The organism is Priestia filamentosa, from assembly GCF_900177535.1.
GTDB lineage: Bacteria > Bacillota > Bacilli > Bacillales > Bacillaceae_H > Bacillus_I > Bacillus_I filamentosa.
In genome coordinates, this window is the sequence record NZ_FXAJ01000004.1 from 13,893 (window position 1) to 30,075 (window position 16,183).

The 16,183-nt window shown below is 36.2% G+C and carries 19 protein-coding genes; 16 read left to right on the forward strand and 3 right to left on the reverse strand.

Translation table 11 applies throughout. From position 1 onward, the window contains the following. Positions 1 to 10: 10 nt before the first annotated feature. Positions 11 to 529: a helix-turn-helix domain-containing protein gene (locus tag B9N79_RS16240; RefSeq protein ID WP_046216698.1), complete on the reverse strand. Its 519-nt coding sequence runs from the start codon at positions 527 to 529 to the stop codon at positions 11 to 13. A gap of 299 nt (positions 530 to 828) precedes the next feature. Here B9N79_RS16240 and B9N79_RS16245 point away from each other — a divergent pair, with 299 nt between their 5' ends. The 14 genes from B9N79_RS16245 (at position 829) to B9N79_RS16310 (ending at position 11,361) form a co-directional block, all read left to right on the forward strand. Then, positions 829 to 1,914: a type II asparaginase gene (locus tag B9N79_RS16245; protein ID WP_046217440.1), complete on the forward strand. Its 1,086-nt coding sequence runs from the start codon at positions 829 to 831 to the stop codon at positions 1,912 to 1,914. A gap of 412 nt (positions 1,915 to 2,326) precedes the next feature. Beyond that, positions 2,327 to 4,222, forward strand: coding sequence for a PrkA family serine protein kinase (locus B9N79_RS16250; protein WP_040057225.1), 1,896 nt, complete (start codon positions 2,327 to 2,329; stop codon positions 4,220 to 4,222). A 263-nt stretch (positions 4,223 to 4,485) separates the two neighbouring features. Beyond that, on the forward strand, positions 4,486 to 5,664 hold the full coding sequence (gene yhbH, locus B9N79_RS16255) for a sporulation protein YhbH (RefSeq protein ID WP_019393988.1): 1,179 nt from the start codon (positions 4,486 to 4,488) through the stop codon (positions 5,662 to 5,664). Between the two features lie 135 nt (positions 5,665 to 5,799). Beyond that, entirely contained in the window at positions 5,800 to 6,012 is a 213-nt protein-coding gene (locus B9N79_RS16260) for a hypothetical protein (protein WP_019393987.1), read from the forward strand. Beyond that, the gene (locus B9N79_RS16265; RefSeq protein WP_085118689.1) at positions 6,005 to 7,114 is read left to right on the forward strand and encodes a hypothetical protein; all 1,110 of its coding nucleotides are present in this window, start codon (positions 6,005 to 6,007) and stop codon (positions 7,112 to 7,114) included. The genes B9N79_RS16260 and B9N79_RS16265 overlap by 8 nt, the downstream gene beginning before the upstream one ends. Positions 7,115 to 7,134: 20 nt before the next feature. Further along, a complete protein-coding gene (gvpA, locus tag B9N79_RS16270; protein ID WP_019393985.1) occupies positions 7,135 to 7,398 on the forward strand; it encodes a gas vesicle structural protein GvpA in 264 nt (87 codons plus the stop codon). A gap of 63 nt (positions 7,399 to 7,461) precedes the next feature. Next, positions 7,462 to 7,725, forward strand: coding sequence for a gas vesicle protein GvpO (gene gvpO / locus B9N79_RS16275; RefSeq protein ID WP_019393984.1), 264 nt, complete (start codon positions 7,462 to 7,464; stop codon positions 7,723 to 7,725). A 40-nt stretch (positions 7,726 to 7,765) separates the two neighbouring features. Further along, positions 7,766 to 8,677 carry a gas vesicle protein GvpN gene (gvpN, locus tag B9N79_RS16280; RefSeq protein WP_019393983.1) on the forward strand — a complete coding sequence of 304 codons (912 nt, stop codon included), beginning with the start codon at positions 7,766 to 7,768 and terminating at the stop codon, positions 8,675 to 8,677. 1 nt (position 8,678) lies between these two features. After that, entirely contained in the window at positions 8,679 to 9,440 is a 762-nt protein-coding gene (locus B9N79_RS16285; RefSeq protein WP_019393982.1) for a GvpL/GvpF family gas vesicle protein, read from the forward strand. Next, positions 9,437 to 9,691 carry a gas vesicle protein GvpG gene (locus B9N79_RS16290; RefSeq protein WP_019393981.1) on the forward strand — a complete coding sequence of 85 codons (255 nt, stop codon included), beginning with the start codon at positions 9,437 to 9,439 and terminating at the stop codon, positions 9,689 to 9,691. Before B9N79_RS16285 ends, B9N79_RS16290 begins: the two co-directional genes overlap by 4 nt. A gap of 12 nt (positions 9,692 to 9,703) precedes the next feature. Continuing rightward, the gene (locus tag B9N79_RS16295) at positions 9,704 to 10,528 is read left to right on the forward strand and encodes a GvpL/GvpF family gas vesicle protein (RefSeq protein WP_019393980.1); all 825 of its coding nucleotides are present in this window, start codon (positions 9,704 to 9,706) and stop codon (positions 10,526 to 10,528) included. A 6-nt stretch (positions 10,529 to 10,534) separates the two neighbouring features. Further along, the gene (locus B9N79_RS16300; protein WP_019393979.1) at positions 10,535 to 10,765 is read left to right on the forward strand and encodes a gas vesicle protein; all 231 of its coding nucleotides are present in this window, start codon (positions 10,535 to 10,537) and stop codon (positions 10,763 to 10,765) included. Further along, positions 10,752 to 11,036: a gas vesicle protein K gene (locus B9N79_RS16305; protein ID WP_040057223.1), complete on the forward strand. Its 285-nt coding sequence runs from the start codon at positions 10,752 to 10,754 to the stop codon at positions 11,034 to 11,036. The genes B9N79_RS16300 and B9N79_RS16305 overlap by 14 nt, the downstream gene beginning before the upstream one ends. A gap of 16 nt (positions 11,037 to 11,052) precedes the next feature. Beyond that, entirely contained in the window at positions 11,053 to 11,361 is a 309-nt protein-coding gene (locus B9N79_RS16310; RefSeq protein ID WP_019393977.1) for a gas vesicle protein, read from the forward strand. 75 nt (positions 11,362 to 11,436) lie between these two features. Here B9N79_RS16310 and B9N79_RS16315 read toward each other — a convergent pair whose 3' ends face one another. Beyond that, the gene (locus tag B9N79_RS16315) at positions 11,437 to 12,126 is read right to left on the reverse strand and encodes an FHA domain-containing protein (protein WP_040057222.1); all 690 of its coding nucleotides are present in this window, start codon (positions 12,124 to 12,126) and stop codon (positions 11,437 to 11,439) included. A gap of 132 nt (positions 12,127 to 12,258) precedes the next feature. Here B9N79_RS16315 and B9N79_RS16320 point away from each other — a divergent pair, with 132 nt between their 5' ends. Both B9N79_RS16320 and B9N79_RS16325 read left to right on the forward strand, forming a co-directional pair. After that, positions 12,259 to 13,086 carry a penicillin-binding transpeptidase domain-containing protein gene (locus B9N79_RS16320; RefSeq protein WP_019393975.1) on the forward strand — a complete coding sequence of 276 codons (828 nt, stop codon included), beginning with the start codon at positions 12,259 to 12,261 and terminating at the stop codon, positions 13,084 to 13,086. Between the two features lie 144 nt (positions 13,087 to 13,230). After that, a complete protein-coding gene (locus tag B9N79_RS16325) occupies positions 13,231 to 14,016 on the forward strand; it encodes an alpha/beta hydrolase (protein WP_040057262.1) in 786 nt (261 codons plus the stop codon). 31 nt (positions 14,017 to 14,047) lie between these two features. Here B9N79_RS16325 and B9N79_RS16330 read toward each other — a convergent pair whose 3' ends face one another. Next, positions 14,048 to 16,048, reverse strand: coding sequence for a penicillin-binding transpeptidase domain-containing protein (locus B9N79_RS16330; RefSeq protein WP_040057220.1), 2,001 nt, complete (start codon positions 16,046 to 16,048; stop codon positions 14,048 to 14,050). Between the last annotated feature and the right edge of the window lie 135 nt (positions 16,049 to 16,183).

The following is a 16,183-nucleotide window of genomic DNA, read 5'->3' on the forward strand; positions in this document are numbered from 1 at the left end:
TTACATACTCCTATTCTGTAGTTGGTATAAATATAGTTGCTAACGTAAGTTTTGTCCGATCTTCATGAGGTGCTTTAGAAGAGAATTCTTCCATTAAAGCTTTATAACGGACGAAAAAATCTTTTTTCTCTTCTTTTGTTAAATGAAAAGGTGTAAATCCGTAGCCAAAATCTGTCGTTTTGTTTTCGTGTAATAAATAATTTTGTACTTCTGTTAAAAGGTGCGTATGATATGTCAAAAAGAAATGCAGATGTTCTTCATTTGAATAAGCTTGGAATTCTTCTCTAGAAATATTAACAGCACTTTTTACTGCCCCATATACTTTTTCAACAGATCCTTTAACCATTTTCTCTTCAATCACTTGTATGAGCTCTTCTTTGAGCAAAGTTTGGAGCTGTCGGTACATTGTAGCTTGTGGAACGTCTTTTAGTTCATGAATCAGCCCATAAGCTGTCATGTTTTCTTCAACAAGAGCTTGGACAATTCTCATCCTTACAGGGTGAAGCAGTAAGTCTGCTTTTTTCTTCATGAGGGCCATCTCCTTTACCATTATCATTATTGATAATAGTAGTATAAAAGAAAGTAAAAGTAAATATTTGGATAATACCTATATATGTGAATGGTTTTCATCTTTATGTAGCTTTATATAACATGAACAAAAATATTTTACTTTTATAGTTATCTTATCTGACATAAATGGTGAATCCCTTATTGTCTATTTTTATAATGTCATTAATTACAGTAAACAGTAAACAAAAAAAGGGAGAGATTTCATTGGGAATTAACAAAAAATTCGGAAATAAATTATTGGCTTTTATTTTGCCTTTTATGCTTCTTGTTGGATGTGGCACAACAGCGGAAGAGAAAGTCCAAGAAGATAGCAGTGTAAACGTATCCTCTTCAGAATCGAATGAAGAAGTAACAGACACAAAGGCTGGAGAAAATAACAAACTTCCAAACGTTCAAATTTTAGCAACTGGAGGTACTATTGCAGGGGGAGGAGAGTCAAATACTTCTACAACAGACTATAAAGCTGGGGAAGTTGGAGTTGATGAGCTTATTAAAGCCGTTCCTGAAATGAAGGAGATTGCTAATGTGGATGGGGAACAAGTTGTCAATATAGGCAGTGCTGATGTAACAAATGAGCTTCTTTTAAAATTAGGAAAACGAGTAAACGAGCTTCTCGCTTCAGATAATGTAGATGGAATTGTCATTACCCATGGTACAGATACATTGGAGGAAACGGCCTACTTTTTAAATCTTGTTGTAAAAAGTGACAAGCCTGTCGTTGTAGTAGGAGCAATGCGACCTGCAACAGCCATAAGTGCAGACGGCCCTTTAAATTTATACAATGCTGTGAAGGTAGCTTCAAGTAAAGAAGCACGAGGAAAAGGGACAATGGTTGTTTTGAACGACCGTATTGCTTCTGCTCGCTATGTGACAAAAACAAATACTACGGCTCCAGATACGTTTAAAGCTGAAGAAATGGGCTATTTAGGTACAATTGCTGATGATGTTTACTTTAATAATACGGTTACGCGTAAGCATACAACTGAAACAGACTTTGATATTTTAACAATCGAAAAGCTTCCGCAAGTTGATATTTTGTATGGGCACCAAAATGAAGGAACTTATTTATTCAAAGCAGCGGTTGATGCAGGTTCGAAAGGAATTGTTTATGCAGGTTCAGGAAATGGATCAATGTCAGAAGTAGCAGACGAAGCTGCGAAGGAAGCGGAAGGTGCTGGCGTAGAGGTTGTTAGATCTTCTCGCACAGGAAATGGAGTTGTAACACCTAAAGACTATATTTCTGCTAATTCCTTAAATCCTCAAAAGGCCCGAATTTTACTTATGCTCTCTTTAACAAAAACGGAGAATAAAGAGAAGATTCAAAAATACTTTGATGAATACTAATCAGCAGAATAGGGAAAGCAAAATCTTAGTTTTAAAGATTTTGCTTTCTTTTTTAATTTGTGCAGCTTTCGCTAGTGATTAATTACAAAAAAGAAAAAGACAAGGGAATGTTTTTCCTTGTCTTTCATATGTTAAAAACACGCTTCTATTTTCGTTTAACAGTCTGTTTGTCGTTATAACCTGCTGTAAAGATAGCTGATAAGAAAGCTAAGCTGACACCAATCATAATTAAAGTATGCATTGTTTGACATCTCCTTTCTTAAGCTCATTATAACGAATGAAGCGCTCTCTGTGAATGTGGTTATGGACAAAATTTAGCAATTATGTATTTAAAGAGCATGTTCAAGATTTTTGGTGCATAGAGTGTATTAATCTCGTTTTCTAGCATTGACGGTAGGAGGAGGTCCTGTTAATGGATATATTAAAAAAGGTGGAACAGTATAGAGAAGAAGAACAGCGCTTAAAGTGGGAAGGTACGTTTGGTGAGTATTTAGAGATGGTAAAGGAAAATCCTTGGATTGCTCAATCAGCACATGCTCGCGTTTATAACATGATTAAAAGCGCAGGAACAGAAAAAGTGAATGGAAAGAAGAAATATAACTTTTTTAGTGAAAGTTTATTTGGTCTTGAGGATTCGCTTGAGCGTTTAGTTGAAGAATACTTTCATCCAGCGGCAAAACGTCTTGATGTAAGAAAGCGTATTTTACTTCTCATGGGACCTGTTAGTGGCGGTAAATCAACGCTTGTAACAATGCTTAAAAGAGGACTTGAGCAATATTCTTTAACAGATGAAGGTGCAGTGTATGCGATCAAAGGATGCCCGATGCACGAAGATCCGCTTCATTTAATTCCACATCACCTTCGTGACGATTTCTTCAGTGAGTATGGCATTCGTATCGAAGGAAACTTATCACCGTTAAATACAATGCGCGTTGAACAAGACTATGATGGACGCATTGAAGATGTAATTGTTGAACGTATTTTCTTCTCAGAAGATAAACGAACAGGAATTGGAACATTCAGTCCATCAGATCCGAAATCTCAGGATATTGCAGATTTAACAGGAAGCATTGATTTTTCAACTATCGCAGAGTATGGATCTGAATCAGATCCACGCGCATACCGATTTGATGGAGAATTAAATAAAGCAAACCGAGGAATGATGGAGTTTCAGGAGATGTTAAAGTGTGATGAGAAGTTCCTTTGGCACCTTTTATCATTAACACAAGAAGGAAACTTCAAAGCAGGGCGCTTTGCATTAATTAGCGCTGATGAACTTATTGTGGCTCATACAAATGAAACAGAGTATCGCTCATTCATTGCAAATAAGAAGAATGAAGCATTGCATTCTCGAATTATTGTTATGCCTGTTCCATATAATTTAAAAGCAACGGAAGAAGAGAAAATTTATGAAAAAATGATTAGCGAAAGTGATGTATCTGACATCCACATTGCTCCACATACATTAAAAGTTGCTTCAATGTTTACGATTCTAACTCGTTTAAAAGAACCGAAAAAAGGCGATGTTGATCTTGTGAAGAAAATGCGCCTTTATGATGGTCAATCTGTTGAAGGCTATAATGAAGCAGATGTAGAGGAATTAAAAGCAGAGCATGCTGATGAAGGCATGAGCGGTATTGATCCACGTTATGTTATTAACCGCATATCTTCTACAATTATTCGAAAAGAGATGTCTACAATTAATGCTCTTGATGTGCTTCGTTCATTAAAAGAAGGGCTTGCACAGCATGCCTCAATCACCAATGAAGATAGAGAGCGTTACTTAAACTATATTTCACTTGCTCGTAAAGAGTATGATAACATCGCGAAAAAAGAAGTTCAAAAAGCTTTTGTCTACTCTTATGAAGAATCTGCTAAAACATTAATGGATAACTATCTTGATAATGTTGAAGCATACTGCAATAAAAATAAGCTTCGCGATCCGTTAACAGGAGAAGAAATGAGTCCAGATGAAAAACTTATGCGCTCCATTGAAGAACAAATTGGCATTTCAGAAAATGCGAAAAAAGCATTCCGTGAAGAGATCCTCATTCGTATTTCTGCCTATGCTCGCAAAGGAAAACGTTTTGACTACAATTCTCATGAACGTCTTCGTGAAGCCATTCAAAAGAAACTTTTTGCAGATTTAAAAGACGTTGTAAAAATCACAACGTCAACGAAAACACCTGATGAGCAGCAGCTGAAGAAAATTAATGAAGTTGTGGCACGCTTAATTGATGAACATGGATACAATTCTACGTCAGCAAATGATCTGCTTCGTTACGTTGGTAGTCTTTTGAACAGGTAACACGCTTATACCCCCACTGTTTAGCGATAAGTGGGGGTTTTCTTTTCATTACAAAAAGGTTGTCCAAATAGAAAGATAATTATCTAAAAAGTTTGTCAATTTCAGGGTAGTTTTGCATAGTATAGAGTAACAAACGCTTTAAGAGAGAGGAAGTCAGCATATTATATGCTGTTGAACTAGAAATTGTGAATATCGTGATTAATGGCTAACCAGATTTTTTCTGAGTTAGCCAAGTTTTTCTAAACATGTAAGGAGGGTACAAAATGAAAAAAGAAGATAAGCAAAGTTTTGCAATCTCACAGGAAAACTGGTCCCTCCACCGAAAAGGCTATGACGACCAAAAAAGACATCAGGAAAAAATTCAAGAAGCTATCAAAAACAATCTTCCAGATTTAATCTCAGAAGAAAACATTATTATGTCTAATGGTCGTGACGTTGTGAAAATCCCGATTCGTTCACTTGACGAATATCGTATTCGCTATAACTACGATAAAAACAAACATGTTGGTCAAGGGAATGGAAAAAGCAAAGTCGGAGATGTAGTAGCAAGAGATGGCTCAGGTGGGCAAGGTCAAAAAGGTGCAGGAAAAGGGCAAGGAGCAGGAGATCAAGCAGGAAATGATTATTATGAAGCAGAAGTATCCATTTTAGAGCTTGAAGAGGCATTGTTTTCGCAGCTTGAGCTTCCAAATTTAAAACGTAAAGAAAATGATGAAGTTACAATTGAACATATTGAATTTAATGACATTCGTCGAACAGGTCTTATGGGCAACATTGATAAAAAAAGAACAATGCTTTCTGCTTATAAGCGAAATGCAATGACAGGAAAGCCAAAATTTCATCCGATTTATCCAGAAGACTTAAAATTCAAAACGTGGAATGAGGTTCAAAAACGAGAATCCAAAGCAGTTGTACTTGCAATGATGGATACAAGTGGTTCGATGGGAATATGGGAGAAATATATGGCCCGAAGCTTTTTCTTTTGGATGGCTCGTTTCTTACGTACAAAGTATGAAACTGTAGATATTGAATTTATTGCTCATCATACAGAAGCTAAAGTTGTTACAGAAGAAGAATTCTTCTCAAAAGGAGAAAGCGGTGGAACGATTTGTTCGAGTGCTTACCGAAAAGCTCTTGAGCTTGTAAATGGTAAATACTCGCCAGAGCGATATAACATTTATCCGTTTCATTTCTCAGATGGAGATAATTTAACATCTGATAACGCTCGCTGTGTGAAACTTGTTGAAGAGCTTATGAAAGTGTCTAACATGTTTGGGTATGGAGAAGTGAATCAATATAACCGTCATTCAACGCTTATGAGTGCTTACCGAAACATGAATGATCCAAAGTTCCGCCACTTTATTTTAAAACAAAAAGCAGACGTTTTTCATGCAATGAAAAGCTTTTTCCGAAAAGAAGAAGATGGAACGAAATACGCATAGAAGCAGGCAATTTGCCTGTTTCTTTTTTTTGGAGAAAAACATCAAGAAAAAATTGGAATTAAAATACCTGTTTAGTTTTGGTCCATGGCGTGTACATAATTTATAAATCACTTTAGTTAAGGAGTGATAAACAAGTTGATTACGAGAAAGACGCTGTGGATTAGCAGTTTAATTTCTGGATTAGGAATCACCACAGCCTTTGCATTAAGAAAAAGAAAAATAAAAAAACGTAAAACCTTGAACCGAAGAAGAACAAAGTATTTAACAATGAATGAAGATAAGGCTTATGGTAATGAAACATATCAATACTATAGAAAACGTTTCCAGGGAGGGAAAGCACATGACTAAACAAGCAAAAAGTCAAACAGAAAAGAAAAGTGGAACTCGAAAAGGAACGACAAAACAAAGTAAATCTTCACAAGAAAAAAATGAATTAACGCTAGATTCATTGAAAGATGTTTTATCTGAGGTAGAACAAGAAGATGCGAAGGAAATTCTTCAATCTCTTATCGGAAAGTTATCACAGGAAGATCGTCAAGAAATCCGAAGCATGTTTCAAGATGAAGAAAGTGAAGAGAGCGGGGAAAGCGAGGAAAGCGAGGACTCCGTACAAGAAGCGCTATCTTCTCTCGATGAGAAGCTTTCACAAGTGTTAGACAACATCGAAAAATTAAGCGATGATTTCTCTTCTCAACAATCAGGCGGAGAAAAAACAGAGAGAGACGGTCTTATCGATAAAATTATTACGCTTCTAAATGGAGAATCGAAAGAAAGCGGAAGTATCGATGAAGTGAAAGACCTTGTTGGTCAACTTGATAGTGAAGGAAGAGACGGATTAATTGATAAGCTTATTACACTTTTGAATGGAGAATCAAAAGAAAGCGGAGACAGTGATGATGTAAAGAAGCTGCTAAGTCAGCTTGACGGAGGAGAGGAAATCGCAGATCAATTAAGCGATGAGCAGCTTCAGTCTTTGCAAGATAAGCTTTCAGGTGGAAAAGAAGAAAGTGGAAAAGAAGAAAGTGGAGAGGGCGATTCAAACGAATCAGATAATGAAGATCAGGAGACAAGCGGAATTAACAAGGAAGATCTTCAAAAAATGCTACAAGATTCAGATTCACAAGATAGCGGCGAGCTGCTTGGTCAGCTAACAGATCAGCTTAGCGATAATCAAATCAATGCTTTAACAGAGAAGTTGTCGGCTGGAGGAGATGAGGCAAAAAACCTTCTGAAGCAGCTTACATCTGGAGACGTACAGAACGTTGCCCAAGGATTAACAGGAAATCTGCTTGGCGGTAATGATAGCGATGATGATGGTGATCCGGTTGAACAGTTAACAGCACAGCTTCAAAACTTAGGGAACGATACAAGCGGAGTGAAGACAAGCTCTGACATTAAAGGGGCAAATGACATTAAAAACGTTACATCTTCTAAAGGAAAAAAACAGTAAAAATAAAGGAGTGATGCCAAATGGCTGCCATTCAGAAAAGTACTGATGGCTCAAGTCTTGCAGAAGTTGTTGACCGTATCCTCGATAAAGGAGTAGTAATTGATGCTTACGCAAAAATTTCTCTTGTTGGAATTGAGCTTATTACAGTAGAAGCCCGAGTTGTTATTGCAAGTGTTGATACATGGTTACGATATGCTGAAGCCGTTGGTTTAATCCGGGATGATCTAATGGATGAAGGAGAATTCCAACTTCAGCAACCAAGCAATGCTAGAGCAAGAGGATAAGAAAACAAAAGCCAGGGCAGTTTTCTGCCTTGGCTACTCCATTCATTAAGGGGACTTATAAAGATGAGTATGAGAAAGATTTTAGATGAAATTCATGTATTTTTTGAGGAATATATTAATCCTCCACACAAAGTAATTTCTGTAAAACCAAATGATGAAGGGTGGGAAGCTTTTGTAGAAGTGCTGGAAGAGCGAGAGTATATGAAAGCATACGCAAAAGATGAGCTTATCGGGGTCTATCATACCCAAGTAAATGAGGAAATGGAAGTCGTTTCTTTTGAACGAAGAAGTCTTAGACCACGCAGTGAAGTAATTGTTCCTGATTAGTCTTCTTCGCGTATTTGAGAAAGGAGAAGAATGATGAAAAATGGAAAAACTACAAGAACGACTCAACAACGAATTTATTCTTTATCCAGAGTTAGAAGACCTAGCAAATCGTGCTGTTGACTATTTATCCGCACGTTTTCCAGTTCATTTTACAGGACCATCTGGAGTCGGAAAAACATCACTTGCTCTTTATGTAGCAAGCCGCATGAATCGTCCACTAACTTTTTTGCAAGGAAACTATGAAATGAGAAATGAAGATTTACTTGGCGGAATGAGCGGTTATACGAGTAATAAGACAGTAGATAATTTCGTTCGCTCTGTTCGGAAACAAGAAGAGAAACTAACAGAAAATAGAGTTGATGGTCGCTTAGTAAGAGCTGTGAAAAATGGTCATACCGTTGTATACGATGAATTCACGAGATCAAAACCTGAAACAAACAATTTGTTTCTATCCGTTGTTGAAGAAGGAATTCTTCCTTTATACGGTATAAAAGGAGAAGAATCTCATATTCCAGTTCATCCCGATTTCTCCATCATTTTCACAAGCAATCCTGAAGAATACGTTGGTACTTATCGAACACAGGATGCGCTTCAAGACCGAATGATTACAATTGATGTAGATACAGTAGATGAGCGGACAGAGGCTTACATTTTAAAAGACCGCACAGAAGTTAGTGATAGAGAAGCAGCTTTTATTATTACATTCATGAAAAAAATTCGTTCAAAATGTATGGAAAATGGTGAAGGTGGTCCTGGTCTGCGTTCATCTATTATGATTGGCTCTATTGCCCAAAAAGCAAAAATTGAGATTAATCCAGACAATGAACGATTTCAAATGCTGATTTTTGACATTATTGAATTTACCATTCATAGAAATTTGGGGTATAAAAGCAAAGAGCAAACTCGCAATTATCTTGTAAGAGAAATGAAAAAATTATGGGGAGGAAACTAAGATGAGTGAAGAATTAGGGAAGTATCCATTTTGTATTATTAAAAAAGACAGTGTAGATGATTTAGGAAGGGCTGTACTTGAAGGAGAAGAACGTCAGCTTTTTGCTATCCCTTATAAAGAATTTGCAATGGTGGTAGCAGAGGCACCTATTAAAATTTATCACCCTAAAAAAGAAAATGTCATGAACCATCAAAATACGATTTCAGCTGTTATGGAGCAAACAGATGTGATTCCAATGAGTTTTGGTAACGTATTTCAATCAGAAGAAGACATTGAGCTTTTACTCCAAAATTTATATGAAAACCTTCAAGAACTCTTTCCACAAATCGAAGGTCGATTTGAAGTAGGGTTAAAAGTTATTGCGAAAAAGGAATGGCTGCAGGAAGAGATGAACAATCAGTCAAAAGCACAGAAGCTAAAGAAAAAAATCGAAAACAAATCAAAAGAAGCATCCTACTATGACAGAATTGAGCTTGGAGATTTTGCAAGAAACTTTATGAAAAGCAAAGGGGAAGAAGCCGCGCAAGCCATTTTTCTACCGTTAGCTGAGATTGCAGCTTCGGCTAAACAAACACAAACACTAGGAGAAAAAATGCTTCTTAATACATCATTTCTTGTTGACGCGGAAAAAGAAGAAGAATTTGATGCTAAAGTAAACGAGCTTTATGAACAGTGGGAAGATAAAGTAGAGTTTAAATATACAGGACCATGGCCTGCTTACAACTTTATTGATATCAAACTAGAGGCAAGGAAAGTTCAATGATTCAAAAAATCGTTACAGGGCCAATTGATCTTGTTGTAAAGCTCGGAGAAAAAATTAAAGAAGAAGCAGACAGACAGCTCTACGATATTAACCACATTCAGCAACAGCTCATGAATCTGCAAATGATGCACGAAATGGAAGAGATATCAGAGCGTGATTATGAAGAAAAGGAACAGGAGCTTCTAGAACGATACGAAGTTGCAAAGCGACGTGAGCAAGAGCAATGGGAAGAGATGAAAAACTCAAAGTAAGGAGGATACACATTGAAAACTGCGACAAGCACAAAATTAATTTACGTATATGGATTTGTTCCTTCATCTGAAGTTCCAGAAGGTAATTTGGAATCCTTCGTAGGATTTGATGGGGAACATCCTATATATACCCTAGAACAACAAGGAATCACTGCGATTGCCTGTAAATTAAATGATGAGCATTATAGTGAAGAGACATTAGAAAAGAAAACAGAAGACATGAAGTGGCTTCATGAAAAAGCTCTACATCACCATGAGACGCTTAAAAAGCTGAATAAAGAATATACACTTTTACCGCTTCATTTTTGCACAGTTTTCAAAAGTGAAGAAAATGTACAAGAGAAGATGAGTTCAGTGAACAAAGAACTTTCTAAGCTTTTTAAGGAGCTTGTAGGAAAAGAAGAGTGGACGCTAAAAATATATAGCGATGAAAAACAGTTAAAACCATATGTTGAAGAAAATAATAAAGATATAAAAACAAAAAGTGAGGAAATTAAGTCACTATCAAAAGGAAGACAGTATTTTGAACGTAAGAAGTTAGATCGGTTATTACAAGAGAAAATCAGTGAAGAGAAAAAAAGGCTTTCAAAAGAAATTCATGAAGAGCTAAGTGCTTTAACAAGTAAGTCAGGAATTAAAAAGAATTGGAATCAAAAGGTAACAGGACGACAAGATGAGATGAGCTGGAATAGTGTGTATCTTATTAAAGAAGGCGATGTAAAATGCTTTTTAGATGAAGTCGAAAAATTAGGAGAAAAATATAAGACGTACGGATTACAGCTTGAAGCAACAGGACCATGGCCTTGCTACTATTTCGCTAAAGTAGAAGGAGAGTGATGGGGAGTGCATGAAGAAGTAACTGTTGAAGATAGACATCAGGAAGTAACATTACTTGATATTCTTGACGTTATTTTAGATAAAGGAATCGCACTTCGAGGTGAGCTCGTTATTTCGATTGCCGATATTGATCTTGTGTATTTAGATTTACGTGTCCTCGTTGTAGCCGTTGAAAAAATGATGACTTTATCAACAAACACGATTGAAGGGAGTGCAGAAGAATATGGGAGCACTTAAGCAAGACAAGGGGCGAATTGAGCTTGATCCCGAAAATGCCGAGCAAGGTTTAGCACAGCTTGTTCTTACATTAGTAGAGCTCATCAGACAACTTGTTGAACGACATGCGATGCGTCGCGTTGAAGGGGGATCTTTGACAGACGAAGAGATTGAGAAGCTTGGAACAGCTCTTATGAACTTAGAAATGAAAATGGAAGAACTAAGAGATATATTTGATCTTGATGAAGAAGATCTAAACATTAATTTAGGCCCTCTTGGTAATTTAATGTAGCAAAGGAGTGTGAACAATGGAACATTCATCAAATTCAGCTACAATTGTAGATGTATTAGAAACAATTCTAGATAAAGGGGTTGTAATTGCAGGAGACATTAAAGTTGGTTTGGCAGATGTTGAACTTTTAACAATTAAAATTAGGCTTGTAGTTGCTTCAGTTGATAAAGCAAAAGAAATGGGAATGGACTGGTGGGAAACTGATTCCTACTTTTCTTCAAAAGCAACAGAACAGCTTGAGCATCAAAATTTAAAATTAAATGAGCGAATTGAGCAGTTAGAGAAAAAATTAGAAACAAAAGAAATTGAGGGTGAGAAAAAATGAGAGGAATAAAATTATACCATTGGAAAGGAAAAGAGAAAATGGTTTGCTCTTATCCTTTTCAATGGCATAAACAGGCTATTCGTTTAGATGAAGAATATATCCTTTACCACGGATAACTTCAATCGTAAAATCATTATGAAGTTTTCTTCTCATTCGATAAACAAGGGCATTTAGCTCTTCTGCATGAACATCAGGGACTCCGTCCTCTAAAAGTTCACGCTCAGGCCATACCTCTTTTTTTATATCTGTTTTTAAAACAAACTCATTTAAAGAATGAGCAAGCTTATGGAAGAAAAGAAATTCCTTGTCGGAAAGTGTACATGTTTGTTTTTTATATGTGACAGTTTGTTTGATTTCATCCATTGTAAAAGGTAAAGAAGGACCATTACATTGAATCATTTCATGTGAAATAGGTTGAAAATCAAGCGTTTGATCAAGATCTAATGAAGAAAAATGTAAAACTACTGTTTCATTTGCAGCTGAAATGATATCACCATGCTTTAATGTAAAAGGTAAGTGTGGAGTTAAAGAACGTTTATTTACCTTTGTTCCATGCTTGCTGTTTAAATCAACGATGGATGCTTGGCCATTGCTATATTGAATAGCGAAATGCCTTCTCGAAACGAAAGCATTCGAAAAAGCAATATCAGGTTTTGAGTTTGTTCCAACTCTACCAAATAAAATTTCAAACTGATCTACATATATATATGCTCCTTGTGTGAAAGGTTCTCCACATTCAACGAACAATTTTGGATAAGTATCCATTGGGACGACAGGCTCCTTTTTGGTATCTGTTTTTTCAGACAATTATCATCTTATTTTCAGTTTTCTTTCATTGTCACATCATTGCTTACTCGCTATGATAACATTAGACAATGTTAGCAAGGAGGGAAAACAATGAAAAGGACTGTTAGCCTTGTTATTGTTTTACTAATTGCTTTTGTGGTCATTTACCTTGTAGAACATACAAAAGCACAATCGGGTTTTCCAAAAGAACTAAGCGTTGAAAAAATGGACGTGCAAGATGAGTTTAATGGAAAGAAAGGCACATTCATCTTACGAGACTTAGAGAATAATAAGACATTAATATATAATAAAAAAAGAGCTTCGAGTCGTCAAGCACCTATTGGAACTTTTCAAATTCCTAGTTCTTTAATTGCTCTCGAAACGAAAACAGTTAAAGATGAATATGAAGTAAAAAGATGGGATGGAAGTGATCAAGGTGTGGACGAGTGGAACAAAGATCTTACCCTTGCTTCATCATTACGTAGCTCAGCTCCTTGGTATGAAAAAGAGATCGTCCAAGATATTGGAGTAAATAACATAAATAAATGGCTTCAGCGCTTAAACTACGGAAATGAAAAAACAGAGCAAAATCACTTGTTTTGGGAAGATAATAACTTACAGATATCTCCGCTTGAACAAGCTAATTTTTTAGAGTCTCTGTATCATGAAGATTTACCTTTTTCTTCATCTTCAATGAAAAAAGTGAAGAGAATAATGATTGAAAAAGAAACAGGAACATATACTCTTCATAGTGTAAAAGGTTCAAAAGGAGAGCACAAGAGTGGATGGTACATAGGGTTTGTGACTGTAAAAGGACATCCATATGTATTTGTTACAAATATCGAAGGTAGCGGTAAGAATGATGAGAGTGAACAAGCGAAAAAAATCACGGAAAAAATTTTTAAAAAATATAATGTATTAAAAGGTGCGTCTCTTTAAATAGAGACGCATTTTTATATTTATAGGAAAGAAGTCAATTTTTAATTTTTAGTTGACAGGTCGGAATTGTATGAATTAAAATGAAGACAAGAAAATAAAGAGTCGGAATCAAAGCTAAACATTGAAAAAGGGAGGCAAAACATGATGAAAGAACAGTACAAAGTAATGGACGGCGCTGAATCATTTTTTATAAAAGGAAATGAAGTTGGTATTTTAATTTCACATGGATTTATGGGAACTCCACAAAGTATGGAATATATTGGACACCGTTTAGCAGAACAAGGCTACACGGTATATGCTACAAGATTAAAAGGTCACGGTACTCATCATTATGACCTTGAAAAATGCACGTATAAGGATTGGGTAGCAAGCATTGAAGAAGGCTATAAAAAATTGAAAGCTCAGTGTAGCAAAGTATTTATGCTTGGCCAGTCAATGGGGGGAACATTAACAGCGAACTTAGCATTAACACATAAAGATATCGACGGTATTATGCTTATTAATCCTGCTATAAATTCAATTCCTGAAATGGAGCATTTAGATCAAACCGTAAATGATCGTTTTGTTGAAGAAGGAAGACCAGATATTCATAATGAAGAAGCGGTAGAGATTACGTATACGCATGCGCCGATGAAGTCTATTAGGGAGCTTCTTTCGTTTATAAAAGTTGTTTCATTTAAATTATCAGGTATTGAAGCACCGCTATTATGCTTAACATCACCTGAAGATCATGTTGTGCCTGCTTCAAATAGTACGTATTTGTTAAACCATGTATCTTCCCAAGATAAGAAACAAGTGATGCTCCCTAACTCTTATCATGTTGCTTCAATGGACTTTGATCAAGATACAATTGTAAAACAGTGCACTTCTTTTATTGAAAGCAACCTTCAAAAGTTTAATAATGTCATTCCACTAAGAGCAGCAAAATAAGGACCGATCAATGATGATCGGTCCTTATTTATTATTGTAGAGGGTTAGATGCATAATAATCTTCAAATACCTTTTTTACTTTCGGTACGACAGAGTGGCTTCCTCCGTCCGCATTGCTTACCATCATTGTTACAAGAAGAGAAGGGTTGTCAACATCTGTCATCACAAACCAACCGTTTTCAGCTCCTTGTTCGCCTTGAGACTTTTTAAGTTCTGCTGTTCCGGTTTTACCTGCCAGCGTTACTCCAGGAATTTTTGCGGCACGAGCTGTGCCGTGAGTATCTTTAATAACTCCAATTAATCCTTTTCGTACTTCTTCAGTTGTTTTTTCAGACATTACGTGTTCTTTCCAAACTTGACCACTTTTTTCACTTTTTAATAAAACAGGAGTTATCATATTCCCATTGTTTACAATAGACGTATAGATTGAAGCTAAATGAATGGGATTCACTTGTACTTCACCTTGTCCATATGCTGTATTAGCTAATAAAAGGTCAGATTCCATTTTGCCGTCTTTCGAAATAGTTGATGTAGACACATCGTATCCTTTAAGCGGAAGTTTCTCTCCAAAACCGTAATTTTTCGCTCCTTCGAGGAACTTTTCAGGGCCTAGCTTTACAGCTCCTTGTGCAAAGTAAATATTGTCTGATGTCACAAGGGCATCATAAAGATTAACGTTTGGTGAGCTTCCCACACGATTTACATGAAAGCTTCCCCAGCTTTTATCTTTTTGCCATGGTCCACTTATTGCAAGTTTCTGATCCGGAGACCATACATTGTTTTCTAAGAGCATGCCTGCTGTTAGAAGTTTAAATGTAGACCCAGGGGAAAAAGTAGCTTTGAAACGGTTTAGAAGTGGTTTATGCTCATTGTTAGAAAGAGCTTCATATTCATCTGCGCTTATCCCTAACACAAAATCGGCTGGATTATAAGAAGGAGCGCTAACAAGAGCTAAAATTTCTCCTGTTTTAGGTTGAAGAGCTACCCCAACGCCTTCTCCATCTTTTAACTGATTATAAATAGATTCTTGTACGTTTGAGTCAATCGTTAGCTGTATGTCTTGTCCATTTTCTGCATTCTTTTTCAAGATTTCTTTTCGTTTATTTCCATCTTGATCTGCAATATAAATGACTGCTCCGTCCTTGGCGCGAAGCTTTGATTCATAGAGAGATTCCAGACCTGTTTTACCAATAACAGAACTTGCTGTATATCCTTCATCCTTTTTCTTTTCTAGCATTTCAGCTGTGATGTCTCCAACATATCCAATAAGATGTGCACAAGATTCTCCACATTGGTAAACTCGTGAAGGTACGTCTTGTGTTCCGACACCTTGGAGTTCTTTTGCCTTAGTAATAATTTCTTCATTTGTTGAGCTTACGGTCTTTAATGGCACAAACAAGTTTTCTTTTACCCAAGACTGATTAAGTTTTTTATCAATCTCTTCTATACTCATATTTAAAATAGCTGCGAGTTTTTCTTTTGCACCATTTGTGTTTCCGAGTTCACCTGGAATAACACCAATTTGCGTAGCTGTCCCGTTGAAAGCAAGTGGTGTTCCATTTCGGTCTGTAATACTTCCACGCTCAGCTTTGATAGTAGAAACACGTACTTTTTCTTTATCCTTCAAATCAGGGACAATAAGAGAAGGTGACCAGTTTACATACCAACTTTTATCTTTTGATTGTTCCTCTTCAACAGCTTTAATCGTTTCATTCCATTGAAGTTTGCCAGCCATGGTCTCCATTTTCATTGTTACTTTGAAACGGTTATCTTTTTCCTCTTTAACACTTACTTTTAAGTTCTTTGTTTCAATTCCGCTATAAATATTTTCATATTTTGATATAAAGTCTTTTTCTGTAATAGAATTCTTAGATTTTTCATCAAGGTAAGTGTACATTTTCGTAAAATCTTGCTTGTTCCATGAAGCAACAAATTCTTTGATCCGTTCTTCGGCAGTTGGTTGATTTGAACAGGAAACAAGCGCTGTTATACATAAGCATAAAAAAGCGATAAAATATATTTTTTTCTTCAACGTCGTGCTCTCCCCCTTGTAGTATAAAACTATGTTATGTTTTCATCATAATGGAAAACATAGTAAAAGTAACCTAACAATTGGATGATAACAGATAAATAATATTAGTACAATCGATTGAGAAGAGACAGAGGG

Excerpts from the sequence above, each read along its gene's own strand:
- B9N79_RS16240 (WP_046216698.1), bottom strand. The coding sequence starts at position 529 with ATGAAGAAAAAAGCAGACTTACTGCTTCACCCTGTAAGGATGAGAATT.
- B9N79_RS16245 (WP_046217440.1), top strand. The coding sequence starts at position 829 with ATGCTTCTTGTTGGATGTGGCACAACAGCGGAAGAGAAAGTCCAAGAA.
- B9N79_RS16250 (WP_040057225.1), top strand. The coding sequence starts at position 2,327 with ATGGATATATTAAAAAAGGTGGAACAGTATAGAGAAGAAGAACAGCGC.
- yhbH (WP_019393988.1), top strand. The coding sequence starts at position 4,486 with ATGAAAAAAGAAGATAAGCAAAGTTTTGCAATCTCACAGGAAAACTGG.
- B9N79_RS16265 (WP_085118689.1), top strand. The coding sequence starts at position 6,005 with ATGACTAAACAAGCAAAAAGTCAAACAGAAAAGAAAAGTGGAACTCGA.
- gvpA (WP_019393985.1), top strand. The coding sequence starts at position 7,135 with ATGGCTGCCATTCAGAAAAGTACTGATGGCTCAAGTCTTGCAGAAGTT.
- gvpO (WP_019393984.1), top strand. The coding sequence starts at position 7,462 with ATGAGTATGAGAAAGATTTTAGATGAAATTCATGTATTTTTTGAGGAA.
- gvpN (WP_019393983.1), top strand. The coding sequence starts at position 7,766 with ATGGAAAAACTACAAGAACGACTCAACAACGAATTTATTCTTTATCCA.
- B9N79_RS16285 (WP_019393982.1), top strand. The coding sequence starts at position 8,679 with ATGAGTGAAGAATTAGGGAAGTATCCATTTTGTATTATTAAAAAAGAC.
- B9N79_RS16290 (WP_019393981.1), top strand. The coding sequence starts at position 9,437 with ATGATTCAAAAAATCGTTACAGGGCCAATTGATCTTGTTGTAAAGCTC.
- B9N79_RS16305 (WP_040057223.1), top strand. The coding sequence starts at position 10,752 with ATGGGAGCACTTAAGCAAGACAAGGGGCGAATTGAGCTTGATCCCGAA.
- B9N79_RS16310 (WP_019393977.1), top strand. The coding sequence starts at position 11,053 with ATGGAACATTCATCAAATTCAGCTACAATTGTAGATGTATTAGAAACA.
- B9N79_RS16315 (WP_040057222.1), bottom strand. The coding sequence starts at position 12,126 with ATGGATACTTATCCAAAATTGTTCGTTGAATGTGGAGAACCTTTCACA.
- B9N79_RS16320 (WP_019393975.1), top strand. The coding sequence starts at position 12,259 with ATGAAAAGGACTGTTAGCCTTGTTATTGTTTTACTAATTGCTTTTGTG.
- B9N79_RS16325 (WP_040057262.1), top strand. The coding sequence starts at position 13,231 with ATGAAAGAACAGTACAAAGTAATGGACGGCGCTGAATCATTTTTTATA.